Below are 22,531 nucleotides of genomic sequence, written 5' to 3' on the forward strand. Positions count from 1 at the left end.
CCGAACGGCGATCCCGTTCGCCGATGGCGCGCGCCCGGCAGACCTGCAGGTATCCCGCTCTCCGTCCCTGTCACCGCATCCCCGAAAGGGTTGTCATGCTCCCTGCTCCTCCGCTGCCCGGCGCAATCGCGCCGACCAGCACACGCGATCGTCTGCCCGCCCCGCCGCCCCGGGGCGCCACGGCCATCGCAAGCGCACTCGTGATGGCGGCCCTGGCCGTCGGGCTCGCGCTACGGGGCAGGCCGTCGCCTTTCGCGCGTCTGGATGCGCCCTGGGTCCGTTGGGCGGAGCATTCGGGGAACGGCGCGACCACGGACTTCGCCGATGCCCTGGACCGTCTGGGCGGTCCGATCGGAGCGGTCGTGCCGCTCACGCTGGTCGGCGTCCTGTGTGTCTACGGGCGGTGGCGCTCGGGGCTGTTCGCGTTCACGGCTGCCGTCCTCACGAATTTCGTCGTCGTGATGCCCCTCAAGCAGGTCGTCGACCGCCCGCGTCCGCCGCACCCGCTGGTCCTGGTCAACGACGGGTCGTTCCCCTCGGGGCAGGTGTTCAGCGCGGTGACGCTCGTGATGGTGGCCGCGGTGGTGGCGTTCCCGCCGCGGGTGCGCCGCTGGTGGTGGCTGTTCGGCGGTGTGTATGTAGCCGCGATGATGTGGAGCCGCACCTGGCTGCACGCCCAGTGGTTCAGCGACACGGCCGCCGGCGCTCTGGCCGGTGCGGGTACCTGCCTCCTGCTGTGGCGGGCGTTCGCCCCCCTGCTGGAACGCGAAGCGGTGCGGGCCGCGGCCGTCCGCCTGTTCTGAATGTCCGACGGGGACGGGCCGGACGGAGGAAGTCGGTGGATATCTCGACTTCTTGACGCTCGTCGAAAATGCGCCATAGTGTCGAGGGTGTGTACGGCGTTCGCGCCGCGCAGCCCGGATGAGGAAGGAACGCACATGGACCATTCCCCGGACGGTCCTTCGGTGGTCGACCTGGAGTCAGGTCGACTGCGAGGGGCCGTTGAAGAGGGCATCACCGTCTTCCGGGCGGTGCCGTACGCGGCGCCACCGGTCGGCGCGCTCCGATGGCGGCCGGCGCAGCCGCACCCCGGCTGGAGCGGAGTGCGCGACGCCACCACCGACGGGCCGAGTACGCCGCAGATGTACACGGAGGGCGGCGACCCGGTGCTCGGCGGCCACGGCTTCCCGCCCTTCGACGACGACTGCCTGACCCTGAACATCTGGACGCCCGCCGCGGACGAGGGCCGTCGGCCGGTTCTGCTGTGGATCCACGGCGGCGGCTTCGTGTCGGGCTCGGGCTCCCTGCCCATCTACTCCGGTGACACCTTCGCCCGGGACGGCGATCTCGTCGTGGTGAGCATCAACTACCGTGTGGGCCCGCTCGGTTACCTCTACCCGGGCGCCGAGTGCGACGGGAGCCAGGATGGGGAGGGCCAGGCGCGGGCCGGGAACTTCTGGCTCACCGACCAGCTCGCCGCCCTGCGCTGGGTGCACGAGAACATCGCACGCTTCGGCGGCGATCCGGACACCATCACGGTCGCCGGACAGTCCGGCGGAGCGATCTCCACCGCGGCCCTGGCGGGCCACCCCGAGGCGCGTCGCATGGTCCAGCGCGTCATCTTGCAGAGCCCGCCCTTGGGCCTGCACATCCCGGACCCGGCCGAATACCTCGAACGGACCGCCGCCTACCTGCGGTTCGCCGGCGCCAAGGACACCGACGAGCTCCGCGAGCTGCCCTGGCCGCGACTGATCGAGGCGGCCGGAGCCCTGTTCGGACACACCACGCGATGGGGCTACTGGCCCACGCCCTTCCTCCCCGTGCGGGACGGCGTGACCCTGCACGAGCACCCCGCCCGCACCCTGCTCGACGAAGCGGCCGCCGACATCGACGTCATGATCGGCTGGACGCGCGAGGAGGCCAACTTCGGTTTCGCGCTGGACGAGAGGTACGCCGCGGCGACCCGGGAGCAGGTGGTCGCTCGGATCGCGGACGTCTTCGAAGGCGACGCCGGCCAGGTCTACGACGCCTACGCCCGCACCCGCCCAGGTGCCCGCTCGGTCGACGTGCTCATGGACCTGATCACGGACGAGCTGTTCCGTGTACCTGGCGTCGAACTCGCCGAGGGACGGGCCGCCGCGGGGCACCCCGTGTGGGCCTACCAGTTCGACCTGCCCACCCCGGTGTACGACGGCCGGCTCGCGGCGGCCCACTGCCTGGAACTGCCCTTCGTGTTCCACAACTTCGACAAGTGGTCCCACGCGCCCCTCGTGCGAGGCATCGACCCCGCCGTGCGCGACGGCCTGGCGGACGCCATGCACCGGGCGTGGATCGCCTTCGTGCGCACCGGCGATCCCAACCACGGCGGTCTGCCGACCTGGCGGCGTTACGGGGCCGAGTCGCGCACCACCATGCGGTTCGACTCCGTGGTGACATCGGTGGACGACCTCGCGGGACACTCGCGCACCCTGCACGAGGCGCGTACGCGTCCCTAGACGGTCACACATTGTCCGGGAATGTCGCCCGGTGCAAGTTGTTACACGTGTAGTCGCGCGGCCTCCTCCGCCGGAGGGGGCCGCGCTGCTACCGGGTGGCAGATGGTCAGGGCAGCGTCCTCGGCGTTGCGGCCCGGCGCGATGGTCTCGGCGGTCGACGGCGACAGGACGGCCCCCGGCCGCAGGAGTACGCGGCGAAAACGACCGCGGCGCGACCCGGCCGGACAGCCGGGGGCCGTCCAAGCCGTCAGCGGCGCACCGCGTGTGCGGCCCGCGCCCGCCGCGTACCGTCCGGCGCCCGCCAGAAAGGTGGACGGGTGCCTGCTGCCAACCGGACAGGGAATTCCCCCAGCCCCAGCGGCGCGCATCCTGGGCGTCCTCGGCGTTGCCCGCCGTGGCACCGGCCAGTGCGCCCAGCGGGCAGGCCTGGGATTCCGCGAGGCGCCGAGCAGCTCTCCAACACCGACCCCACCAGGGGCTGCCCGTACTGCGTGACCAGATCGGCACCGTCGTGCGTCGCCCAGCCGTTCACCAGGGCCTCGGCCCGCCGCCGCACCCTCGTGCGCAGCCGCCGTACGTCGATGCGGCCGAGCGCCTGCGTCACCACTTGGCGTTGCCTGCGGTGCGGCTGACCGTCCAGGCGGTGCAGTGCCGGACGCACACCGGGGACCGGCAGTACAGACGAGGCCTCGGGGATCACGCCGTCGGCGAGGGCCTTCCAATGCCGTGGACCGCTGGAGAAGTCCCGCCCGTTCCATAGGAGTTCCGGCACCTCCCGAAACTCCGGCACAAGCCATGCGGCCCGGCCCGGGGGCCCCTACGACGGGCGCGAGCGCCCCCCAGCGCTCCAGGAGCGGGGTCGTACACATCTCTTCGCCCCCCGTCGGCAGGGCGCCGTCTGCCGCCGCCGGGTCGTAGGGAAACGGGCACGAGGACGGGACGGAGCTGCTGTGATCCATCGGGCTCGTCGAGTAACGCGTGTAACGTATGGGGTGAAAGCGGCTCGTCGGCTGCAAGGAGTGAAGAAGGACGTCATGGCCGAAGAAAAGCCCGCCCCAGCCGCCATCACCAGCGCGGACGTGGCCCGGCTGGCCGGGGTCTCCCGCGCCACCGTGTCCTTCGTGCTCAACAACACGCAGGGGCACCGGGTCAGCGACGCCACCAAGGCCCGGGTGCTGGCCGCGGCCAAGGACCTCGGTTACGTCCCGCACGCCGCCGCACGGTCGCTGCGCGCCGGGCGCAGCAACATGGTCCTGATGCCCGCGTCGATCTCCGCCATCGGCCGCCTCGTCAGCGACTGGGTGGACGACCTGCACAGCGAACTCGACCGGCACGGATACACCACGGTGCTCCACGCCGGCCGTTTCGCCGACCCGGTGGCCGCCGCCCGCTCGTGGGCCGAGCTGCGGCCCTCGGCGGTCCTGGCCATCGACGGCGACCGCCTCACCGCTCAGGCCGCGCAGGTGCTGCGCCGCGCGGGCATCCGCGGGCTGCTGGCCTTCGCCTCCCATCCGGTGGACGGGGTCCACACCGTGCCGTTCGACCACGCCTCCATCGGCGCCGCCGCCGCGGAGCACCTCATCGCGCGCGGACGCCGCCGGATCGCCGTGGTGATGCCGCAGGAACGCGGCCTCCAGGCCTTCGCCGAACCCCGGCTCGCGGGCGCGCAAGCGGTCGCCGCCCGGCACATGGCCACCGTGACGCCCGTCGGCCTGTCGTACACCAGCGAGTCCGCCACGGCCCTTGCCAGGGGTTGGGCCGAGCGCAACCTGGACGCGGTCTTCGCCTTCAACGACGAGTACGCCGCGCTGCTGATGCACGCGCTGCGAGCCGAAGGCATCGCGGTTCCCGACGAGGTGGCGGTGGTCGGTTCCGACGACCTCGTGCTGTCGCGGTTGCAAGACCCGCCGCTCACCACGATCCGTCTCGACCTGCCCTCGGCGGCCTGCATCGCGGACACCCTCCACGAACTGATCGAAACGGGGACGGCACCGCCGGTGCCCGGCATGGAAGCCGTCGTGGTCCATCGCCAGACCTCCTGAGGCCCTCTCAGGTCACCCGGCGCCGCACGTGTCCGCCGTGTCTCCCTCCGACGGGGCGGACCTTCACCCCTCCCGTGCCAGCCTGTGCCGGAACAGCCACCACGACAGCAGCGCCGTACCGGCACCGGCCGCGGCCCCGGCGACCGTGTCGCTGAGCCAGTGCGCGTGGAGCCAGGTGCGGCTCCACATCATCGTGGCCGTGAACAGCGCCCCACCGAACCAGTACGCACGCCGCCGCGCGGTCGGCACCCACAGGGCGCCGACCATCACCACGAGCATCGCCGCCCCCGCGGCGTGGCCCGACGGGAAGGAGCCGTGGTCCACCCGGACCAGCGGGTGTTCCGGACGCGGCCGGTCGACCAGGAACTTGAGACCCTGGACGACCAGGAAGTTCCCCACCCCGTACGTGACCACCAGGTAGCCCGCGGACGCCCATCGCCTGCGCGCCACCAGGAACAGCAGCAGAACCAGCGGCACCACCACACCGAGCGGTCCGCCGAACCAGTTCAGCACCGCGGCCACGACACCGTGGAAACCACCGTGCGGACCTCCCATCCATGACAGCCACCGGTCGTCAAGACCCTGGAACGACGGTTGGCGAGGATCCGCGTCAACTCCCGCCCCCAGCAGCACCGTTATGAGCAGGAGGAGGACTCCCAGGCGCGCCACGCCGACGCGCGGCGCGGCCGGCGCGGAGCCGCGGCGACGGCCGGTCGCGGGTGTGACTGAAGAGTCGAGTGTGCGGGACATGGAGCGCCTCTCGAAGCCGTACGTTCCGGCGACCGGATGAGTGTCGGGAGAAGGGGAACGAGTTGTGGGTGGGGATGGTGGGACGCGGTGTCCCGCGCCCCACCACGGGGTTCGGGCTCAGGCGCCCAGGTGATGGGCGAGGAACGCGACGCCGCCGTTGACGATGGGGGTCACGTCGGGGGCGCCGAGGAAGATGTGGTCGGCTCCCTCCACGGGTTGCAGGGTGACCTCGCCACCCGCGTCCGTGATCGCCTGGGCGAGTACCTCGCTCTGGCTGTACGGGACGAGGCCGTCGCTCGTTCCGTGCACCAGCAGGAACGGGGGGATGTCCGCACCGTGCGCGTAGGTGACGGGGCTCGCGACCCGCGCCAACTCCGGCCGCTGCTCGGTGGTTCCGCCGAGCAGAGCGGCGTACGGGTCGGGGAAGGCGGCATCGGGCGGCATGGGCATCGGGTGCGCGAGGAGCGTCACGATCTCGGAGACGCCGTACCAGTCCACCACCGCGCGCACCGAGGTGTCGCCCGCGCCCACGCCCTCCGTGCCTTCCAGAGCGGGGCCGCCGGGGCTGTCGGGACGCACGAGTCCCGACAGAGCGGAAAGGTGGCCCCCCGCCGACTCGCCCCAGACCCCGAGCCGCTCCGGATCGATGCCGAACGACTCGGCGAAGCGGCGCACGTAGCGGATCGCGGCCTTCACATCGTGCAGCTGAGCGGGGAAGGGCGCCTCCAGGCTGTGCCGGTAGTCGATGCTGACCAGCGCGAGCCCGGCGCCGAGGATCGCACCGTGCAGCAGAGCCGCCGGGACGGTCGGCGGGGGATAGCGCCGGTCGCCGTCCAGCCAGCCGCCGCCGTGGATCCACACCACGGCGGGCACCGGGCCATCGGCCGGTGGTACGTGCACATCGAGCAGCCGGGGCCGGTACCCGGGGGTAGTGGCGTAGGTGACCCCGTCGAAACGGCGCACCCCGTCCTCGGCGAGGGTGGGTGGAACGGGCTGTCCGTAGGGCGGCGGGGGCCAGGTCAGGTCGAGCTCGGCCGGAGGTGACTGCGTCATGGATGCCCTTTCGCATCGAGGAGGGCGACGGGGGGCTCGCGAAGGGGTTCGGATGCTCCGACCAAGGTCTGGTGCCCGCGTTCGTGACGTTTGTCCGAAATCCTTGCGTCCTGCGTCGGAAGATGGTTAGCATGTTACACGTGTAACAACAAGTGCGAGCGATCTCCTGCCAGGAGTTTTACGGCACCAGCCCGCCATTGCACAAGACCCGTTACACGAGCTATCAGGCTTCTCTCCCCCCGCCTCGGGAGCCCCCCATGCTCACCCAGCCTCCCCAACTCCGCGCACCCTCCGGCCACTCCTGTGCGCATTGGTCGCTCACCCCCACGGTCGACCAGATTCCCGTCGTCCGGGCGCGCGTGCGCGCCGCCCTCGGCAGGTGGCGGATATCGGCCGAGGTCGCCGACGCGGTGCTCCTGGTCACCAGTGAGCTCACCACCAATGTGGTGCGGCACGCCGCGGAGGCCACCGACAGGCTGCGCGTCACGGTGACCCTCACCGCCGGCTGGCTCCGGCTCGACGTCACCGACGGTGATCCGGTCCTGCCGCGCGCCCGGTGTGCGGATCCCGGTGCCGAGAGCGGCCGGGGGATGGGCATCGTCGAATTCCTGGTCGCCGACCGTCGTGGCGAGATGTCCGCCCATGCCGGGGTGCACGGCAAGACCGTCCGGGTGCGCCTGCCGGTCGGGTGAGGTTCGGCATCGGGGTGGTGTGCCGTCCCGGTGCCGGGGCGGGGCCGTTACCAAAATTGGATGTAGCGAAATATTGACGCTCGCCAATTCGACGACATACTTGCTTCATTCTCCCGCTGCCCCCAGATTGAGGTGCCGCCCCATGGAGCTCTCCCCGTCCGCACACGCGGACTCCTTCTGCCGCGATCGGCTCCCGCCCTTCTCGCTCTGGCCCCAACTCCACTTCGATCTACCGGAGTTGAGGTACCCGGACCGGCTCAACGCGGCCCAGCGCCTGCTCGACGACGCGGTCGACCGGTGGGGCCCGGACCGTCCCTGTCTGCTGACCCCCACCGAGAGCTGGACCTACGGCGAACTCCAGCGGCGCGCCAACCAGGTGGCGCAGGTGCTGACCGAGGACTTCGCGCTCCGGCCCGGAAACCGGGTCCTGCTGCGCGGGCCCAACAACCCCTGGCTCGTGGCGACGTGGTTCGGTGTGCTGAAGGCGGGTGGCGTCGCCGTCACCACCATGCCGCTGCTGCGCGCGACGGAGCTGGCGGAACTGAGCGACATCAGCCGGCCGGCCGTTGCCGTGTGCGACCACCGTTTCCTGGACGAACTCACCGCCGCCGGCACCCCCGGCCCCACCGTGATCACCTACGGAGGGGCCGGCGAGGGCGACTTGACGCGGCGTTGCGCCGGCAAGAGCGGCACGTTCACCGCTGTCGACACCGCCGCCGACGACGTGGCCCTCATCGCGTTCACGTCGGGAACCACGGGCCGCCCCAAAGCCACCCTCCACTTCCACCGCGACATCCTGGCGAACGCGGACACGTTCTCCCGCCATGTGCTCAAGCCATGCCGCGACGACGTGTTCGCCGGGACACCGCCGCTGGCGTTCACCTTCGGACTCGGCGGCCTGGTGGTCTTCCCCCTGCACGTGGGCGCTTCGACGCTGCTGGTCGAGCAGGCCACCCCGGAACAACTCGCCGAACTCGTCGCAGACCGCCAGGTCACCGTGCTGCTCACTGCTCCCACCGCGTACCGAGCGATCATGGCGGCGGGTGTCACCCACAAGCTGTCCGGGCTGCGCCGGTGCGTCTCGGCGGGGGAGGCGCTGCCGGCGAAGGTGTGGGAGGAGTTCCACGCCGCCACCGGGCACCGCATCATCGACGGCATCGGTGCCACGGAGATGCTGCACGTGTTCATCTCCGCCGCCGACCAGGACATACGCCCCGGTTCCACTGGCAGGCCGGTTCCCGGCTACCGGGCGAGGATCGTGGACGAGCAGGGCGACCCGGTGCCGGACGGACAGCCCGGGTTGCTCGCCGTCACCGGTCCCACCGGCTGCCGCTACATGGACGACCCGCGCCAGAGCACCTATGTCAGGCACGGCTGGAATGTCACCGGAGACACCTACGTACGCGACCAGGACGGCTACTTCTGGTACGTCGCCCGCAGCGACGACATGATCGTCTCGTCCGGCTACAACATCGCGGGCCCCGAGGTGGAGAAGGCCCTGGCGACGCATTCCTGTGTGGAGGAGTGCGCCGTCGTCGGCGTCCCGGACGCCAAGCGCGGCATGCTCGTCAAGGCATATGTCGTACTGCGCCCGGGAGTTCGGGCGGACGAGGCGACCGTCAGGGAACTCCAGAACCACGTCAAGCAGACCATCGCGCCCTACAAGTATCCGCGCGCGATCGAGTTCCTCGGCGAGCTGCCCCGCACCAGCAACGGCAAGCTCCAGCGCGGCGAGCTGCGCAGACGCGCCGGCTCCGGCGTCTCGTAGCGCCCACCTTCACCGCTCCTCGGCATGCCTCCGCCGTGAGCCATGCCGCCTCCCGCCAGACGAAAGGCACACCCATGACCGCCACCGTCCCCCACGAAGAACCCGCGGCCACCGACAGTTGCGCCGCCGGATGTCCGCAGGCGCGCACCGGACATCTGCCGAGCGTGGTGATCGAGCGGCGCGTGGAGTGGCAGGACACCGACGCGGCGGGCCACTACCACCATTCCACTGTGGTGCGCTGGGCCGAGGCCGCCGAGGCGGCCCTGCTGCGGCGCCTCGGCCTCGCCCATCTCTTCGGCAGCATTCCCCGCGTCCGCTTCGAGGCCGACTACCGGGCCCGGCTGTGGTTCGGCGAGATCGTGCGCACCGAACTGCGCGTCACCAAGGTCGGGACGAGCTCCCTCCATTACGCCTTCACCGTGCTGGGGGAAGCGGGCGAGGTGGCGGCCACCGGACGCATGGTCATCGCCCACTCCGCCTCCCGCGCCACCGGCTCCACCCCCTGGGCCGACGACGTGCGGGACGTCCTCACCGTGTCGGGCCCGCAGGCGCCGGAGCTGTACGCGTGACCAGGCATCCATGCCGTCTATGTTGAGTCCTTGACGGTCGCCAAAATTACGGCATATCTTGTTGTGGAAATACTTAGGAGGAACGCCGTGCGCGTAGCAGTTATCGGAGGAGGGCCCGGCGGGCTGTACTTCGCGGCCTTGACCAAGCAGCTCTCCCCGAGTTGGGACATCACCGTCTGGGAGCGCAACGCGCCCGACGACACGTTCGGCTTCGGCGTGGTCTTCTCCGACGAGACGCTCGACGGCATCGCGCAGGCGGATCCGCACATCTTCGACGCCATGTCCGCGGACTTCGCCCGCTGGAGCGACATCGACGTCCGCTACCAGGGCCAGGTGCTCACCTCGGGCGGTCACGGCTTCGCCGCGCTCGGGCGCAAGCGCCTCCTGCAGATCCTCCAACAGCGCTGCGCGGCCCTCGGTGTCGACGTCCGCTACCGCACGCAGGCACCGCCGGCCGAGGAACTGTCCGCCCGGTACGACCTGGTGGTGGCCGGCGACGGAGTGCGCTCGGCGACCCGCGCGGCCCACGCCGACACCTTCGGCCCCGACCTCGACGAGCGCACCTGCCGCTACATGTGGCTCGGCACCGACAAGGTCTTCGAAGCCTTCACCTTCATCGTCGCCGAGGGCGACTTCGGGACCCTCCAGGTGCACGCCTACCCGTTCGACGGCCGGCGCTCCACCTTCATCGTCGAGGCCGACGAGGAGTCCTGGCGGCGCGCGGGCTTCGACCGGTTCGCGGACCGTGACCACCCGCCCGGAACGAGCGACGAGGACAGCATCCGGCTCTGCGAGCGCATACTCGCCGACCACCTCGACGGCCACCGCCTGCTGCCCAACAACTCCAAGTGGATCCGTTTCACCACCGTCCGCAACAGGACGTGGCGCCACGGCAACATCGTCCTGCTCGGGGACGCCGCCCACACCGCGCACTTCTCCATCGGCTCCGGCACCAAGCTCGCCATGGAGGACGCACTCGCGCTGGCCGCCTGCCTCCACGAGCACCAGGACGTCGCCGTGGCGCTCGCGGCGTACGAGGCCGAACGCAGGCCCGTCGTCGAATCCACCCAGCGTGCCGCCCAGGCCAGCCTCGAATGGTTCGAGAACGTCGGGCGCTACACGCACCAGGACCCGCACCAGTTCGCCTTCAACCTCCTCACCCGCAGTCGCCGCGTCACCTACGACAACCTCCGGGTACGCGACGAGGGCTTCACCGGCGCCGTGGACGCCCGGCACGCCGCACGGAGCGCCGCCGTATCCGCCCTGCCCGGTGCGGCGAGCGCCCCGCCGATGTTCCGCCCCTTCCAACTCGGCGGTCTGCACCTGCGCAACCGCGTCGTCGCCCCGCCCATCGCCCTCTACACCGCCCACAAGGGCATACCCGGCGACTTCGAGCTGGTGCACCTGAGCACCCAGGCCGTCGGCGGCTCGGGCCTGGTGTTCGCCGGTATGACGGCCGTCAGCGCCGAAGGGCGAGCCACGACCGGCTGCCCCGGCCTGTACACCGACGAACAGGAGGCCGCGTGGAAGCGCATCGCGGACTTCGTCCACCAGCAGTCCGACACCTGCCTGGGCATCCAGCTCACCCACGCCGGCCGCCGCGCCGCCTCCCGGCCACCCCACTCAGCCGGTGCCAACACCCCACGGAATAAAGGCAGTTGGCCCCTGTTCGCCGCCTCGCCGCTGCCCTGGGACGCCCACAGTGCGGTGCCGCACGAAGCGACCCGCTCGGACTTGGACGCCATCGCCCGCGACTTCGTCAGCGCCGCCGAACGCGCCGACCGGTGCGGCTTCGACGTCCTGGAACTCCAGTACGGCCACGGCCACCTGCTGTCCGGGTTCCTCTCGCCGCTCACCAACACGCGCGCCGATGAATACGGCGGCACCCTGGCCGGCCGGCTGCGCTTCCCGCTGGAGGTGCTGCGCGCGGTCCGGGCGGTGTGGCCCGCGGGCAAGGCGCTCGTCGTACGCATCTCCGCCACCGACTGGGCCGAGGGCGGCACCGGCGAAGCCGACGCCGTCGAGATCGCCCGCCGCCTCACCGAGGCGGGAGCGGACGCCATCGACGTCTCCACCGGCGAGGTCGTCGCCCACGAACGCCCGCGCTACGGCCGCAGCTACCAGACCCCGTACGCCGATCTGATCCGCAACGCGACCGGCACCCCCGTCATCGCGGTCGGCGCGATCTCCACGTACGACGATGTGAACTCCATCATCCTCGCCGGCCGTGCGGACCTGTGCGCCGTCGGACGCGCTCAGCTGCACGACCCGCTGTGGACCCTGCACGCCGCGGCGGCCCAGGGCTACAGCGGCCCCGCCGCCCCCTGGCCGGCGTCGTGGAAGGCGGGCAGCGGGCGCCCGCCGGGGACGCGCACCGACCGTGTCCCGCCGCGTCTGCACCTGCTCCGGGCACCGGCCGCACCCGTACACCAGCGCTGGCTGCCCCCGGCCCGCGCCACCACCCTTCAGGCCGCGGCCCACTGAACCGGAGGGACCCCATGCAGAACCTGCCCCGCTTCACCGCGGCCGCCGTCCAGGCAGCCCCCGTCTACCTCGACCCCGACGCCACCGTCGACAAGGCCGTCGCCCTCATCGCCGAGGCGGCCGCGGGCGGCGCCACGCTCGTCGTCTTTCCCGAGGTGTTCGTCCCCGGGTACCCCTACTGGAACTGGACGATGAACCCCGTCCAGGGCTCGCCGTGGTTCGAGCGCCTTCACTGCTCCTCCGTCGACATCCCCGGACCCCACGTCGACGCCCTGCGCGCCGCGGCACGCCAGTACGGCGTCGTCCTCGTCATCGGCGTCAACGAACGAGCACCCCACAGCCTCGGCGTCCTCTACAACACGCTGCTCACCATCGGCCCCGACGGCGAACTGCTGGGCGTACACCGCAAGTTGGTGCCGACCTGGGCCGAGAAGCTCACCTGGACCGGCGGTGACGGAAGCTCCCTGAAGGTGCACTCCACACCCGTGGGACCACTGGGCGCGCTCGCCTGCGGGGAGAACACCAACACCCTGGCCCGCTTCGCCCTCCTCGCGCAGGGCGAACTCGTCCACGCGTCCTGCTACATCTCCCTGCCGGTCGCCCCCGCGGACTACGACATGGCGGACGCCATCGCCGTGCGCACCGCCGCCCACAGCTTCGAGGGGAAGGTCTTCTCCGTCGTGGCGTGCTCCACGATCTCCCCGGAGATCGTCGACACCATCGCCGGCGACGACGAGGAACTGCGCCGTATGCTCGCACGGCCCCGCAGCGCGCTGTCCGGGATCTTCGGACCCGACGGGCGCCCGGTCACCGAACCACTCGTGGACGACGAGGGCATCGTCTACGCGGAGATCGACCTGGCCAAGTGCGTCCAGCCCAAGCAGATGCACGACATCGTCGGCCACTACAACCGCTTCGATGTCTTCCAGCTCCACGTCGACAACCGCCCCCGCACCCCGGTGACCTTCGCGACCGACCCCGCGCACACACAGGCATTCACGACAGCGCCCCTTGCCACCGAGCACACCTGTACCACGAAGGAGGAAGCATGACCACCGAGCAGGACGACAGCATGCTGGGCCGGGCCCGGGTCAGCGACACCCCCGAACTCACCGCCTACTACGGGGAACTCGCCGAACTCGACGCCGGTGCGCTGTGGACCGTCGCCAACGACATCGAGCCGTGGTACCCGCAGCCGAAGTCGGTGCCCGTTCTGTGGCGCTACGACGAACTGCGGCCCCTGGTGCGCAAAGCGCTCGACCTGGTCAAGGCCGACGACGCGGGACGCCGTGTGGTCATGCTCGTCAACCCCGGCCGCAAGGACGTCAGCGCGGCGGCCGGACTCCTCTACACGGGCCTGCAGATCATGGGCCCCGGCGAAGCCATGACCGCGCACCGCCACCAGGCGGCCGCACTGCGCTTAGTGCACGAGGGCACCGGAGCGTGGACCATCGTCGACGGGCAGAAGCTGAAGGTGGAGCCCGGCGACTTCGCCATCACCCCCAACGGCACCTGGCACGAACACGGCAACGAGTCCGACGATGCTCCGGTCATCTGGCAGGACGGCCTTGACATTCCGTTGGTCAACGCCCTGGACGCCGGCTTCTACGAGGTCCACCCCGACCTGTACCAGGCGCCCGGAAAGGTGATCAACTCCTCGGTGCTCAGCTATGGCGGGAACCTGCTGCCCTACGGCATGGACACATGGACCCGCCCCTACTCGCCCCTGTTGGCCTTTCCCTGGGAGGCGACCTACGAGGCGCTGCGCAACCTCGCGCGGGCGAGCGAGGGTTCGCCGTACGACGGAGTGATCGCCGAGTACACCAACCCGCTCACCGGCGGACCGGTCATGCCCACGATGGGTGCACACATGCAGCTTCTGCGGGCGGGCCAGTCCACCCGGGCACACCGCCACACCGGTTCGGTCGTCTACACCGCCGCCAAGGGCCACGGCTACTCGGTGATCGCCGGAACGCGCTTCACCTGGAAGAAGGGCGACATCTTCTGCGTGCCGTCCTGGGCCTGGCACGAGCACCACAACCTCGACCAGGACGAGGACGCCTGCCTCTTCTCCTTCAACGACTTCCCGGTCATGCGCTCCCTCGGCTTCCACCGCGAAGAGGCCTACACCGACAACGGCGGGCAGCAGCCCACCGCCTGAGCCGCGGCGCCGTACCGAAGCCGCCGGCCCTGACACCGGCAGCGGTACGGCGCCGCACCACACCAGGGGCGGTTCCCGCCCCGCGCCGCCCCTGGACCGGGGTGGCCGCCGGGCGCCGACGCCCCCGGCCACCCCCCACTGCCCACGCAGTCCCGCACCCCCGCAAGGAGCACCGATGCGACTGGTGACCTACACCCTGACCGACGACGGCCCCCACCTGCTGGGCGCCCAGACCGACGACGAGCACATCGTCGATCTCGCCGCTCTGGCCGAGCGCGCCGACGTCCAACTCCCGCTCGATCTCCTGTCGTTCATCCGGGCCGGCGCCCCGGCCCGGCAAGCGGCGCAGCGCCTGCTGGCGGACGACCCCGCCGGATGGCCCGCCCGAGCGGTGCGCCGGATCACCGAGGTGTCGCTGCGCGCCCCGCTGCGCCCCGGCAAGATCATCGGCGTCGGACTCAACTACGTGGAACACGTCGCCGAGTCCAATCGCAGCCTGGACACCGACAAGGAACTGCCGCCGAGGCCGGTGCTGTTCAGCAAGCCGGCCACCGCCGTGACCGGACCCGGGCAGCCCATTCTGCACAACGCCGACCTCACCGACCAGCTCGACTGGGAGTGCGAACTCGCCGTCGTCATGGGCCGCACCGCCTTCCGCGTCAGCGAGGAGGAGGCGTACGACCACATCTTCGGCTACAGCATCGTCAACGACATCAGCGCCCGCGACCAGCGCCGCTCCGGCCAGTGGTTCTTCTCCAAGGGCCAGGACTCCTACGCCCCCTTCGGGCCGGCCGTGGTCACCGCCGACGCGATCGCCGACCCCATGGCGCTTGACCTGTCGCTGCGCGTCAACGGCGTCACCAAGCAGAAGTCGAACACCCGGCACATGCTCTTCCCCGTCGCCCGGCTCATCGCCGACATCTCCTCGGGCATGACCCTGGAGCCCGGCGACGTCATCGCCACCGGCTCTCCCTCCGGCGTCGGCGCCGGCATGGTGCCGCCCGAGTTCCTCCGGCCCGGCGACACCGTCGAAGCCACCGTCGAAGGCATCGGCGCCCTGACCAACCCCGTGATCGACGCCCGCTGACCACTCCCAGACGAAGGACCACCGTGTCGCACCGTACCTACCGCATCGGCCAGATCGTGCCGAGCTCCAACGTCACCATGGAAACCGAAGTCCCGGCCGTCCTCCGCGCCCGCGAGGCCATCGCGCCGGAGCGCTTCACCTTCCACTCCAGCCGTATGCGCATGACCCACGTCACCCCCGAGCAGCTCAAGGCCATGGACGCCGACTCCGACCGGTGCGCCGTGGAACTCTCCGACGCCCGCGTGGACGTGCTCGGCTACGCGTGCCTGGTGGCGATCATGAGCATGGGCCTGGGCTACCACCGGACGTCCGAAGCCCGGCTGCACACGCGGACGGTGGAGAACGGTGCGCCCGCCCCCGTCGTCACCAGCGCGGGAGCGCTGGTCCACGGCCTGCGAACGCTCGGCGCCAAGAAGATCGCGCTGATCGCCCCCTACATGCGCCCGCTCACGCGGACCGTCGTGGACTACCTCACCCACGAAGGCATCGAAGTGCTCGACTACACCGCCCTTGAGATACCCGACAACCTCGACGTCGCCGCCCACGACCCCGCCCGCCTGCCGGATCTGGCCCGCGCCCTCGACCACAGCGACGCGGATGCGGTCGTGCTCTCCGCGTGCGTGCAGATGCCCTCGCTCGGCGCCATCGCCGAAGCCGAACAGCTCCTCGGCAAGCCCGTCGTCTCCGCCGCGGTCTGCACCGCCCACCAACTGCTCCGGGCCCTGGACCTGCCCGCCGTCGCCCCCGGAGCCGGTCACCTCCTGTCGGGCGCGTATGCCGAGGCGCCGCTCGCGCAGTGAGTCCCCCCGCACCCCGGCGGTGCCCCGGCCGCGGTCCACCCGGACCGCGCGCCACCGCCCCCTGCCGATAGGATCGCGACCGCACTCCACGGAAGGCGATCATGTCGGCCAGCCCCCTTCGGCCCAGCTCGTTGATCAACACGATCTACGGGGCGTTCCTGCGTGGCCTCGGCGGCTGGATCTCGATCGCCGACCTGATCACCTTGATGTCCGAACTGGACGTCGAGGGCCCAGCCGTGCGGTCGGCGATGTCCCGCCTGAAGAAGCGGGGCGTCCTGGAGCCGGAGCGGCGGGGCGCCACCGGTTATGTGCTCAGCCCGGCGGTCCACGCCGTCTTCGACGAGGGCGACCGGCGCATCTTCAACAGCCTGGAACCGGCGGCGCTGAACGACGGCTGGGCGATGGCCGTCTTCTCCGTGCCGGAGTCCGAGCGCTCCTACCGGTATCAACTGCGCACCCGGCTGACCTGGCTCGGCTTCGGGAACATCGCCCCCGGCGTGTGGCTGGCGCCCGGCCGGCTGCTGGACGACGCCCGCGCCATGCTCGTACGCCTGGAACTCAGCGACTACGTGCACCTGTTCGCGGCCGACTACGCCGCCTTCAGTGACCTGAAGACGAACGTCAGCTCCTGGTGGGACTTCCCGGCGATCCAGACCCAGTACGCGGCCTTCGCCGACACCTACGCCCCCGTGGCCGAGCGGCTCACCCGGCCCGGGGACGTCGACACGGGGGAAGCGTTCCGCAGCTACGTGCCGATGCTGACCCAGTGGCGACGGCTGCCCTACCTCGACCCGGGCCTGCCCACCGAACTGCTTCCCGCCGACTGGAACGCGGTCACGGCCCGCCTGGTCTTCCAGAAGCTCCACGAGGTGCTCGCCGAACCGAGCAGGCGCCACGTCCAGCAGCTCACGGGTCTCCAGCAGTAACGGGCACGAGAGCAGCCACGGGCACGAGCGGAACACAGTTTCACACGAACCCCTAGACGCCACCCGATAACACGTGTAATCAGGTGTCCGGGCAGCGCGCACCGTGTCCGGAACCAGTCCCTGAGGGCACAGCGCCACGCCTCGACTCCCGCGCTCCCACCGCCTGTCGGGCGGAGGTCCGCAACGCCTGGACGACCGACCAGTTGCACTACTCCCTATGAGGTGAGCATGGCAATTCTCCGGTTGGTGGCACGACGACTGCTGTCGGCTGCTCCCCTGCTGTTCCTCGTTTCCGCCCTCACCTTCGTGCTGGTCTCCCTGGTCCCCGGCGACCCGGCCCGCACGATCGTCGGCCAGCACGCCACGGCCGACCAATACACCGCCGTACGAGCCCAGTTGGGCCTGGACGAGTCGCTGCCGGTGCAGTACTGGCACTGGATGGTCCGCGCCCTGCACGGTGATCTCGGATCCTCGCTGTTCAGCGGCGAGGCGGTGACCTCGGTGCTCAACGCACGGCTTCCCGTGTCGCTCTCCCTCATCGTCGCGGGCACCGTGGTCTCCGGGATCCTCGGGGTGTCGCTGGGCGTGCTCACCGCCCGGCGCGGTGGCTTCCTCGTCCGGGTCGTGGACGGCTTCTCCCTCGTCGGCCTCGCCGTGCCGGCCTTCTGGTTCGCACTCGTCCTCATCGCGGTCCTGGCCGTGAGACTGCGCTGGTTCCCGGTCACCGGGTACGTGCCGCTCACCGAGGACCCGGCGCAGTGGGCCCGTTCTCTGGTGCTGCCGGTGGTGTCGCTGTCCCTGGGCGCCGTGGCCATGATCGCAAAGCAGACCAGGGACTCCGTCCTCGACACCCTCGGCCGGGACTTCATCAAGGTCATGCGGGCCAACGGCTTCTCGCGCCGCTCCATCCTCTACCGCCACGTGCTGCGCAACGCCGCCCTCCCGGTGGTGACCGTGCTGGGCGTGGTCCTGATCAGTCTGCTGGCCACCGCGGTGTTCGTGGAGACGGTGTTCGCGATGCCGGGCCTCGGACTCCTGACCCAGCAGGCGACCCTCCAGCACGACATCCCGGTCATCCAGGGGGCCGTGCTCTACATCACGGTGCTGGTCGTGCTCGTCAACCTGCTGGTCGACCTGACCTACCGCCAACTCGACCCCAGGGTGCGTACGTCATGACCGAACCCATGGCGGCCGCCGCCTCCTCCACCGGCCCCGGCCTCGTACGACGTGTGCTGCGGCGGCCGGCCGGCGCGGTCTGTGTCCTCTGGCTCGCACTGCTCACGCTCACCACCACCGGTGCGCCGCTGCTCGCCCCGCACGGACCGCTCGACCAGGACCTGAGCCAGGTGCTCGTGGGCCCCTCGGCCGGTCACTGGATGGGCACCGACAATCTGGGTCGTGACCTGCTGAGCAGACTCCTGTTCGGCGGCCGCTCCACGCTGCTGGCCGTGGCCGAAGCGCTCGCCGTGTACCTGCTCATCGGGGTGAGCCTGGGGCTCGCGTCGGGATTCCTCGGCGGCTGGGTGGACCGGCTCACCACCCGGGCCGCGGACCTGCTGTTCGCGCTGCCCGGCATCATCATCGTCCTCGTGGTGCTGTCGGTCTTCCCCGGCAATCTGCACGCCGCGATGGTCACCTTCGCCATCCTCGGCAGCCCTGGTCTGATCCGGGTCCTGAGGTCCCAAACCCTCAGCATCCGCGAGGAGTTGTACGTCGCCGCCGCCAGGGTCGCTGGCCTGACACAGACTCAGATCCTGCGGCGGCACGTCCTTCCCCGCCTGACCAGCATGGTGATCGTCCAGTCGGCGCTGTTCGCGGCGATCGTCGTCATCATCCAGTCGGGACTCGGCTTCCTCGGCCTCGGCGCGCAGCCGCCCAACCCCTCGTGGGGCGGCCTGGTGGCGGACGCATCACAGGCCATCGACCGCGATCCCTGGATGCTGGTCCCCGCCGGTGTTCCCCTGGTCGTCACCGTGCTCGCGCTCGGCATGCTCGGCGACACGATCCGGGACGCCGCCATCGAGCGCTGGGCGGTCTCCCAGATGGGCCGGCCGACGCCGCCGGCAGAGGCCGCGCGCGAGCCCGTCGCCGCCGAGGGCGCGGGGGAGCCCGATCCCACGGCGCTGCTGTCCGTGCGCGGCCTGTCGGTCGAGATCGCCGGAACCCCCGTCGTTCAGAATGTGAGCTTCGACGTCCACGCGGGTCAAACCCTGGGCGTGGTGGGGGAGTCGGGCTGCGGCAAGTCGGTCACCTCACTCGCCGTCCTCGGCCTCGTACCGGGCGGCGGAAGGATCACCGGCGGGCACGTCGTGTTCGACGGGACCGATCTGGTGGGCGCGCCCGCCGCCCTCGACGCGGTCCGCGGGTCCCGGATCGCGTACGTCTCCCAGGAACCCATGGTCGCGCTCGACCCCACCTACACCGTCGGCCGACAGCTCGCCGAAGCCGTCAGGCGGCACCAACGCCTGCGTGGCCGCGCGGTGTACGAGCGGGTCGGAGAACTCCTGGCGATGGTCAACATCCCGGCCCCCGAGGCCGTCGCCCGGCGCTATCCGCACCAGCTGTCCGGAGGGATGGCCCAGCGCGTCGCCATCGCCCTGGCACTCGCGGGCGGCCCGAAGCTGCTGATCGCCGACGAGCCGACCACGGCTCTCGACGTGACCGTGCAGGCGGAGATCCTCACGCTGCTGCGCGACCTCCAGGCCCGTACCTCCATGGCGGTGCTCGTCGTCACGCACGACTGGGGCGTGGTCGCCGACCTGTGCCACCGGGCGGTGGTGATGTACGCCGGCCAGATCGTGGAACAGGCGCAGGTCGAGGCCATGTTCGACCGGCCGTTCCACCCCTACACCGCCGGACTCCTGGCCGCCAACCCCCACCTGGCGTCCGACGGAGAGACCCTGCCCACCATTCCCGGCACCGTGCCTGCACCACGCGACTGGCCGCCGGGCTGCCGCTTCGCGGCCCGTTGCACCCTGGCCACCGAACGCTGCACCGGCGAGCCGGTCACGCTCACCGTGCCGGCGCCGGACCGCCTCACCCGGTGCGTCCACTCCTCCCAGCTCCTCGCGGAAGGCGCCCCCTCATGAACCGTCCGCCCGTTCTGGACATCCGGGACCTGACGGTCCAATTCCCGCAGGGCCGCGGACTGCCGCCGCTGCGGGCCGTCGATGGTGTCTCCCTGAGCATCGCCCCGGGGGAGACCGTGGGCCTCGTCGGCGAATCCGGATCGGGCAAGTCCACCATCGGCCGCGCCGTCCTTGGACTCACCCCTCTCCACGCGGGCCGGATCCACTTCGAGGGCACCGACATCACCCACGCCCGGCCGCGCGTCAGGAGGGACATCAGCGCACGCCTCCAGGTCGTCTTCCAGGACCCGTACTCCTCCCTCAACCCGGCCCGGACGATCGGCCAGACCCTGGCCGAACCGCTCCTGGCCCACCAAGCGCCCGACCGTCGCGAAACCTCGCTCCACATCACCGACATGCTGGAACGCGTCGGTCTGCCGGCCGACACCGCCAACCGTTATCCCGGGCAGTTCTCCGGCGGCCAGCGCCAGCGCATCGCCATCGCCCGCGCCCTGATGCTCCGGCCCAGCCTGGTCATCTGCGACGAACCCGTCAGTGCCCTCGACCTGTCCATCCAGGCCCAAGTCATGAACCTGCTGGCCGAGTTGCAACACGAACTCGCCCTCAGCTACCTCTTCATCGCCCACGACCTCCCGGTCGTGCGCCACCTCTCGCACCGCATCGTCGTCCTGCACCGCGGACAGGTCATGGAATCCGGGCCCGCGCCCGCGCTGTACGCCGATCCCATACACCCCTACACCCACGCCCTCCTCGACGCCGTGCCCGAACCCGACCCCCGCGCCCAGCGCGCCCGCCGGGCGGCGCGGGCCGCGGCCCCCTCCACCGGCACGCCCGCACCGGGCGGCTGCACCTTCGCCCACCGCTGCCCGCTCGTCCTGGACGTGTGCCGCCGGGAGCGGCCCCTTCTGGCGCCCGTGACCGGCCCGGACACGGACCCGGAGCCCGCGCGGCGCCTCGTGGCCTGCCACCGGTCCGCGGAACTTCAGCCGCGTACCGGCGTACGAACCGATCCGCTCGGCGACCGGCCCACGGTGATGGGCCCCACAGGTAAGGAAGCGCCATGTTCAGCAAGCGAATGACCAGCGTCCTGGCGGCACTCGCGGTGCTCTCCGCCGGCGCCACGGCGTGTTCGGGATCCGGCTCGAACTCGTCAGCCGACGGCCGGGGCGACACGCTGACGGTGGTGTCCCCGGGGCCGCCCGCGAGCCTGGACCCCGCCAAGGCGAACGTGGGTTCCGACAACTGGTTCGTCAACCTCACCTACGACACCGTGCTGCGCCAGCAGGAGGACGGCAAGCCGGGCCCAGGGCTGGCCACCCGGTTCGGCTATGTGGGCACCGGCAACACGGAGTTCGAGTTCACCCTGCGCAGCGGAGTGAAGTTCGCCGACGGCACCCCGCTGGAGGCCCGCGCGGTGGCGGCCTCCCTGAACTACAGCCGGAAGAACGGCCTCAACGTCTCCTGGACATCGGCGATCGCATCGGTCACGGCGACCGGCCCCCTCACCGTACGGATCCACTGCTCCGGCCCGAACCCGATGCTGCCCCAGCTGCTGACCCAACTCCTCATGATCGGCTCGGTGATCAGTCCCAGGGGCCTGGCCCAGCCCCAGCTCATGGGCACGCAGTCCTTCGGTGCCGGGCCCTACGTCCTGGACACCGCGAACACCGCGTCCGGCGACCACTACACGTACAAACCCAACCCGAACTACTGGGACAAGACGAAGATCCACTGGAAGAAGGTGGTCATCAAGGTCGTCTCCAATCCGAACTCCGCTCTCCAGGCCGTCCGGACCGGCCAGGCCCAGGCGATGGCCGTCACCGCCAACCAGGTCGACACGGCACGCTCCAGCGGGCTCGACGTGATCGGTTCGCCCAACGCGTTCCTCGGCGTGAACCTCGCCGACCGCGACGGCACCCTGGCCAGACCGCTCGCGGACGTACGGGTACGCCAGGCGCTCAACTACGCCGTCGACCGTGACGCGATCACCAAGGCCGTCGTCCAGCGGCACGGCCACTCCACCGACCAGATCTCCCTTCCCGGCCTCGACGGATTCGCCGCCGACTACGACAGCCACTACACCTACGATCCGGCCAAGGCCGAGCAACTGCTCACCGAAGCCGGATACCCGCACGGCTTCTCGATGAAGGTCGAGACACAGGGGTTCTTCGGCGTCGACCTCGTGACGCAGGCCGTGGTCGAACAGTGGAAGAAGATCGGTGTCACCGCGGCCGTGACCACCGACACCAGCGTGGGCCAGTGGCTGACCAACGCCACCTCCCGGAAGTTCCCGGCCCTCGGCTTCGGTTACGGCGGCGCGACCAGTTACGCGCTGTCCCTGGACTGGATGCTGCCGCACCCCACTGCCTTCAATCCCTTCGCCACCTCGGACCCCAAACTCACCGGCCTGCTGGCCGCGGCCGCCGCCGCGGCCCCCGACAAGCAGGCGGCCCTCTACCAGGACGCCATGCGGTACGCCGTCGACCAGGCGTGGTTCGTGTCCGTGATGCGCATGGACGGTCTGTACGCCTTCGACGGCAAGAAGCTGACCGGTTTCGCGGTCAAACCCGGCTACCTTCCCGATCTCGCGTGGTCGGTAGCGCCCAGGTGACCCT

The 22,531-nt window shown here is 70.8% G+C and carries 18 protein-coding genes; 16 read left to right on the forward strand and 2 right to left on the reverse strand.

Annotated features, from left to right (window positions below; all coding sequences use genetic code 11):
- Positions 1 to 95: 95 nt before the first annotated feature.
- From N4G70_RS08670 to N4G70_RS08680, 3 genes are all read left to right on the forward strand, one after another.
- Complete coding sequence (locus N4G70_RS08670; RefSeq protein ID WP_261711903.1) at positions 96 to 803, forward strand: phosphatase PAP2 family protein; 708 nt, start codon at positions 96 to 98, stop codon at positions 801 to 803.
- A 135-nt stretch (positions 804 to 938) separates the two neighbouring features.
- Positions 939 to 2,495, forward strand: coding sequence for a carboxylesterase/lipase family protein (locus N4G70_RS08675; protein WP_261711904.1), 1,557 nt, complete (start codon positions 939 to 941; stop codon positions 2,493 to 2,495).
- 1,034 nt (positions 2,496 to 3,529) lie between these two features.
- The gene (locus N4G70_RS08680) at positions 3,530 to 4,537 is read left to right on the forward strand and encodes a LacI family DNA-binding transcriptional regulator (protein ID WP_261711905.1); all 1,008 of its coding nucleotides are present in this window, start codon (positions 3,530 to 3,532) and stop codon (positions 4,535 to 4,537) included.
- Between the two features lie 63 nt (positions 4,538 to 4,600).
- On the opposite strand, the gene N4G70_RS08685 is transcribed toward N4G70_RS08680, so the two are convergent.
- Positions 4,601 to 5,287, reverse strand: coding sequence for a phosphatase PAP2 family protein (locus tag N4G70_RS08685; protein ID WP_261711906.1), 687 nt, complete (start codon positions 5,285 to 5,287; stop codon positions 4,601 to 4,603).
- A gap of 117 nt (positions 5,288 to 5,404) precedes the next feature.
- Positions 5,405 to 6,340 carry an alpha/beta hydrolase gene (locus tag N4G70_RS08690; RefSeq protein ID WP_261711907.1) on the reverse strand — a complete coding sequence of 312 codons (936 nt, stop codon included), beginning with the start codon at positions 6,338 to 6,340 and terminating at the stop codon, positions 5,405 to 5,407.
- 257 nt (positions 6,341 to 6,597) lie between these two features.
- Between N4G70_RS08690 and N4G70_RS08695 the strand changes: the two genes are divergently transcribed.
- From N4G70_RS08695 to N4G70_RS08755, 13 genes are all read left to right on the forward strand, one after another.
- Positions 6,598 to 7,032 (forward strand): ATP-binding protein, encoded by a 435-nt coding sequence (locus N4G70_RS08695; RefSeq protein WP_261711908.1) that lies wholly within the window; start codon positions 6,598 to 6,600, stop codon positions 7,030 to 7,032.
- 142 nt (positions 7,033 to 7,174) lie between these two features.
- Positions 7,175 to 8,800: a benzoate-CoA ligase family protein gene (locus N4G70_RS08700; protein ID WP_261711909.1), complete on the forward strand. Its 1,626-nt coding sequence runs from the start codon at positions 7,175 to 7,177 to the stop codon at positions 8,798 to 8,800.
- Between the two features lie 74 nt (positions 8,801 to 8,874).
- A complete protein-coding gene (locus tag N4G70_RS08705; protein ID WP_261711911.1) occupies positions 8,875 to 9,369 on the forward strand; it encodes a thioesterase family protein in 495 nt (164 codons plus the stop codon).
- A gap of 87 nt (positions 9,370 to 9,456) precedes the next feature.
- Complete coding sequence (locus tag N4G70_RS08710; protein WP_261711912.1) at positions 9,457 to 11,853, forward strand: bifunctional salicylyl-CoA 5-hydroxylase/oxidoreductase; 2,397 nt, start codon at positions 9,457 to 9,459, stop codon at positions 11,851 to 11,853.
- A gap of 14 nt (positions 11,854 to 11,867) precedes the next feature.
- Complete coding sequence (locus N4G70_RS08715) at positions 11,868 to 12,905, forward strand: carbon-nitrogen hydrolase family protein (protein ID WP_261711914.1); 1,038 nt, start codon at positions 11,868 to 11,870, stop codon at positions 12,903 to 12,905.
- A complete protein-coding gene (locus N4G70_RS08720; protein ID WP_261711915.1) occupies positions 12,902 to 14,014 on the forward strand; it encodes a cupin domain-containing protein in 1,113 nt (370 codons plus the stop codon). Before N4G70_RS08715 ends, N4G70_RS08720 begins: the two co-directional genes overlap by 4 nt.
- Positions 14,015 to 14,189: 175 nt before the next feature.
- Positions 14,190 to 15,101, forward strand: a complete 912-nt coding sequence (locus tag N4G70_RS08725) for a fumarylacetoacetate hydrolase family protein (RefSeq protein ID WP_261711916.1) — start codon at positions 14,190 to 14,192, stop codon at positions 15,099 to 15,101.
- Between the two features lie 77 nt (positions 15,102 to 15,178).
- Positions 15,179 to 15,901 (forward strand): Asp/Glu racemase, encoded by a 723-nt coding sequence (locus N4G70_RS08730; protein WP_261712083.1) that lies wholly within the window; start codon positions 15,179 to 15,181, stop codon positions 15,899 to 15,901.
- 101 nt (positions 15,902 to 16,002) lie between these two features.
- Entirely contained in the window at positions 16,003 to 16,827 is an 825-nt protein-coding gene (locus tag N4G70_RS08735; protein WP_261711917.1) for a PaaX family transcriptional regulator C-terminal domain-containing protein, read from the forward strand.
- Between the two features lie 228 nt (positions 16,828 to 17,055).
- A complete protein-coding gene (locus tag N4G70_RS08740) occupies positions 17,056 to 18,003 on the forward strand; it encodes an ABC transporter permease (RefSeq protein ID WP_261711918.1) in 948 nt (315 codons plus the stop codon).
- The gene (locus N4G70_RS08745; protein WP_261711919.1) at positions 18,000 to 19,916 is read left to right on the forward strand and encodes a dipeptide/oligopeptide/nickel ABC transporter permease/ATP-binding protein; all 1,917 of its coding nucleotides are present in this window, start codon (positions 18,000 to 18,002) and stop codon (positions 19,914 to 19,916) included. The genes N4G70_RS08740 and N4G70_RS08745 overlap by 4 nt, the downstream gene beginning before the upstream one ends.
- Positions 19,913 to 20,995 (forward strand): ABC transporter ATP-binding protein, encoded by a 1,083-nt coding sequence (locus N4G70_RS08750; RefSeq protein WP_261711920.1) that lies wholly within the window; start codon positions 19,913 to 19,915, stop codon positions 20,993 to 20,995. The genes N4G70_RS08745 and N4G70_RS08750 overlap by 4 nt, the downstream gene beginning before the upstream one ends.
- On the forward strand, positions 20,977 to 22,527 hold the full coding sequence (locus tag N4G70_RS08755) for an ABC transporter substrate-binding protein (protein ID WP_261711921.1): 1,551 nt from the start codon (positions 20,977 to 20,979) through the stop codon (positions 22,525 to 22,527). The genes N4G70_RS08750 and N4G70_RS08755 overlap by 19 nt, the downstream gene beginning before the upstream one ends.
- Positions 22,528 to 22,531 lie beyond the last annotated feature (4 nt).

The organism is Streptomyces sp. ASQP_92, assembly GCF_025399895.1.
In the GTDB taxonomy this organism is placed as follows: Bacteria; Actinomycetota; Actinomycetes; order Streptomycetales; family Streptomycetaceae; genus Streptomyces.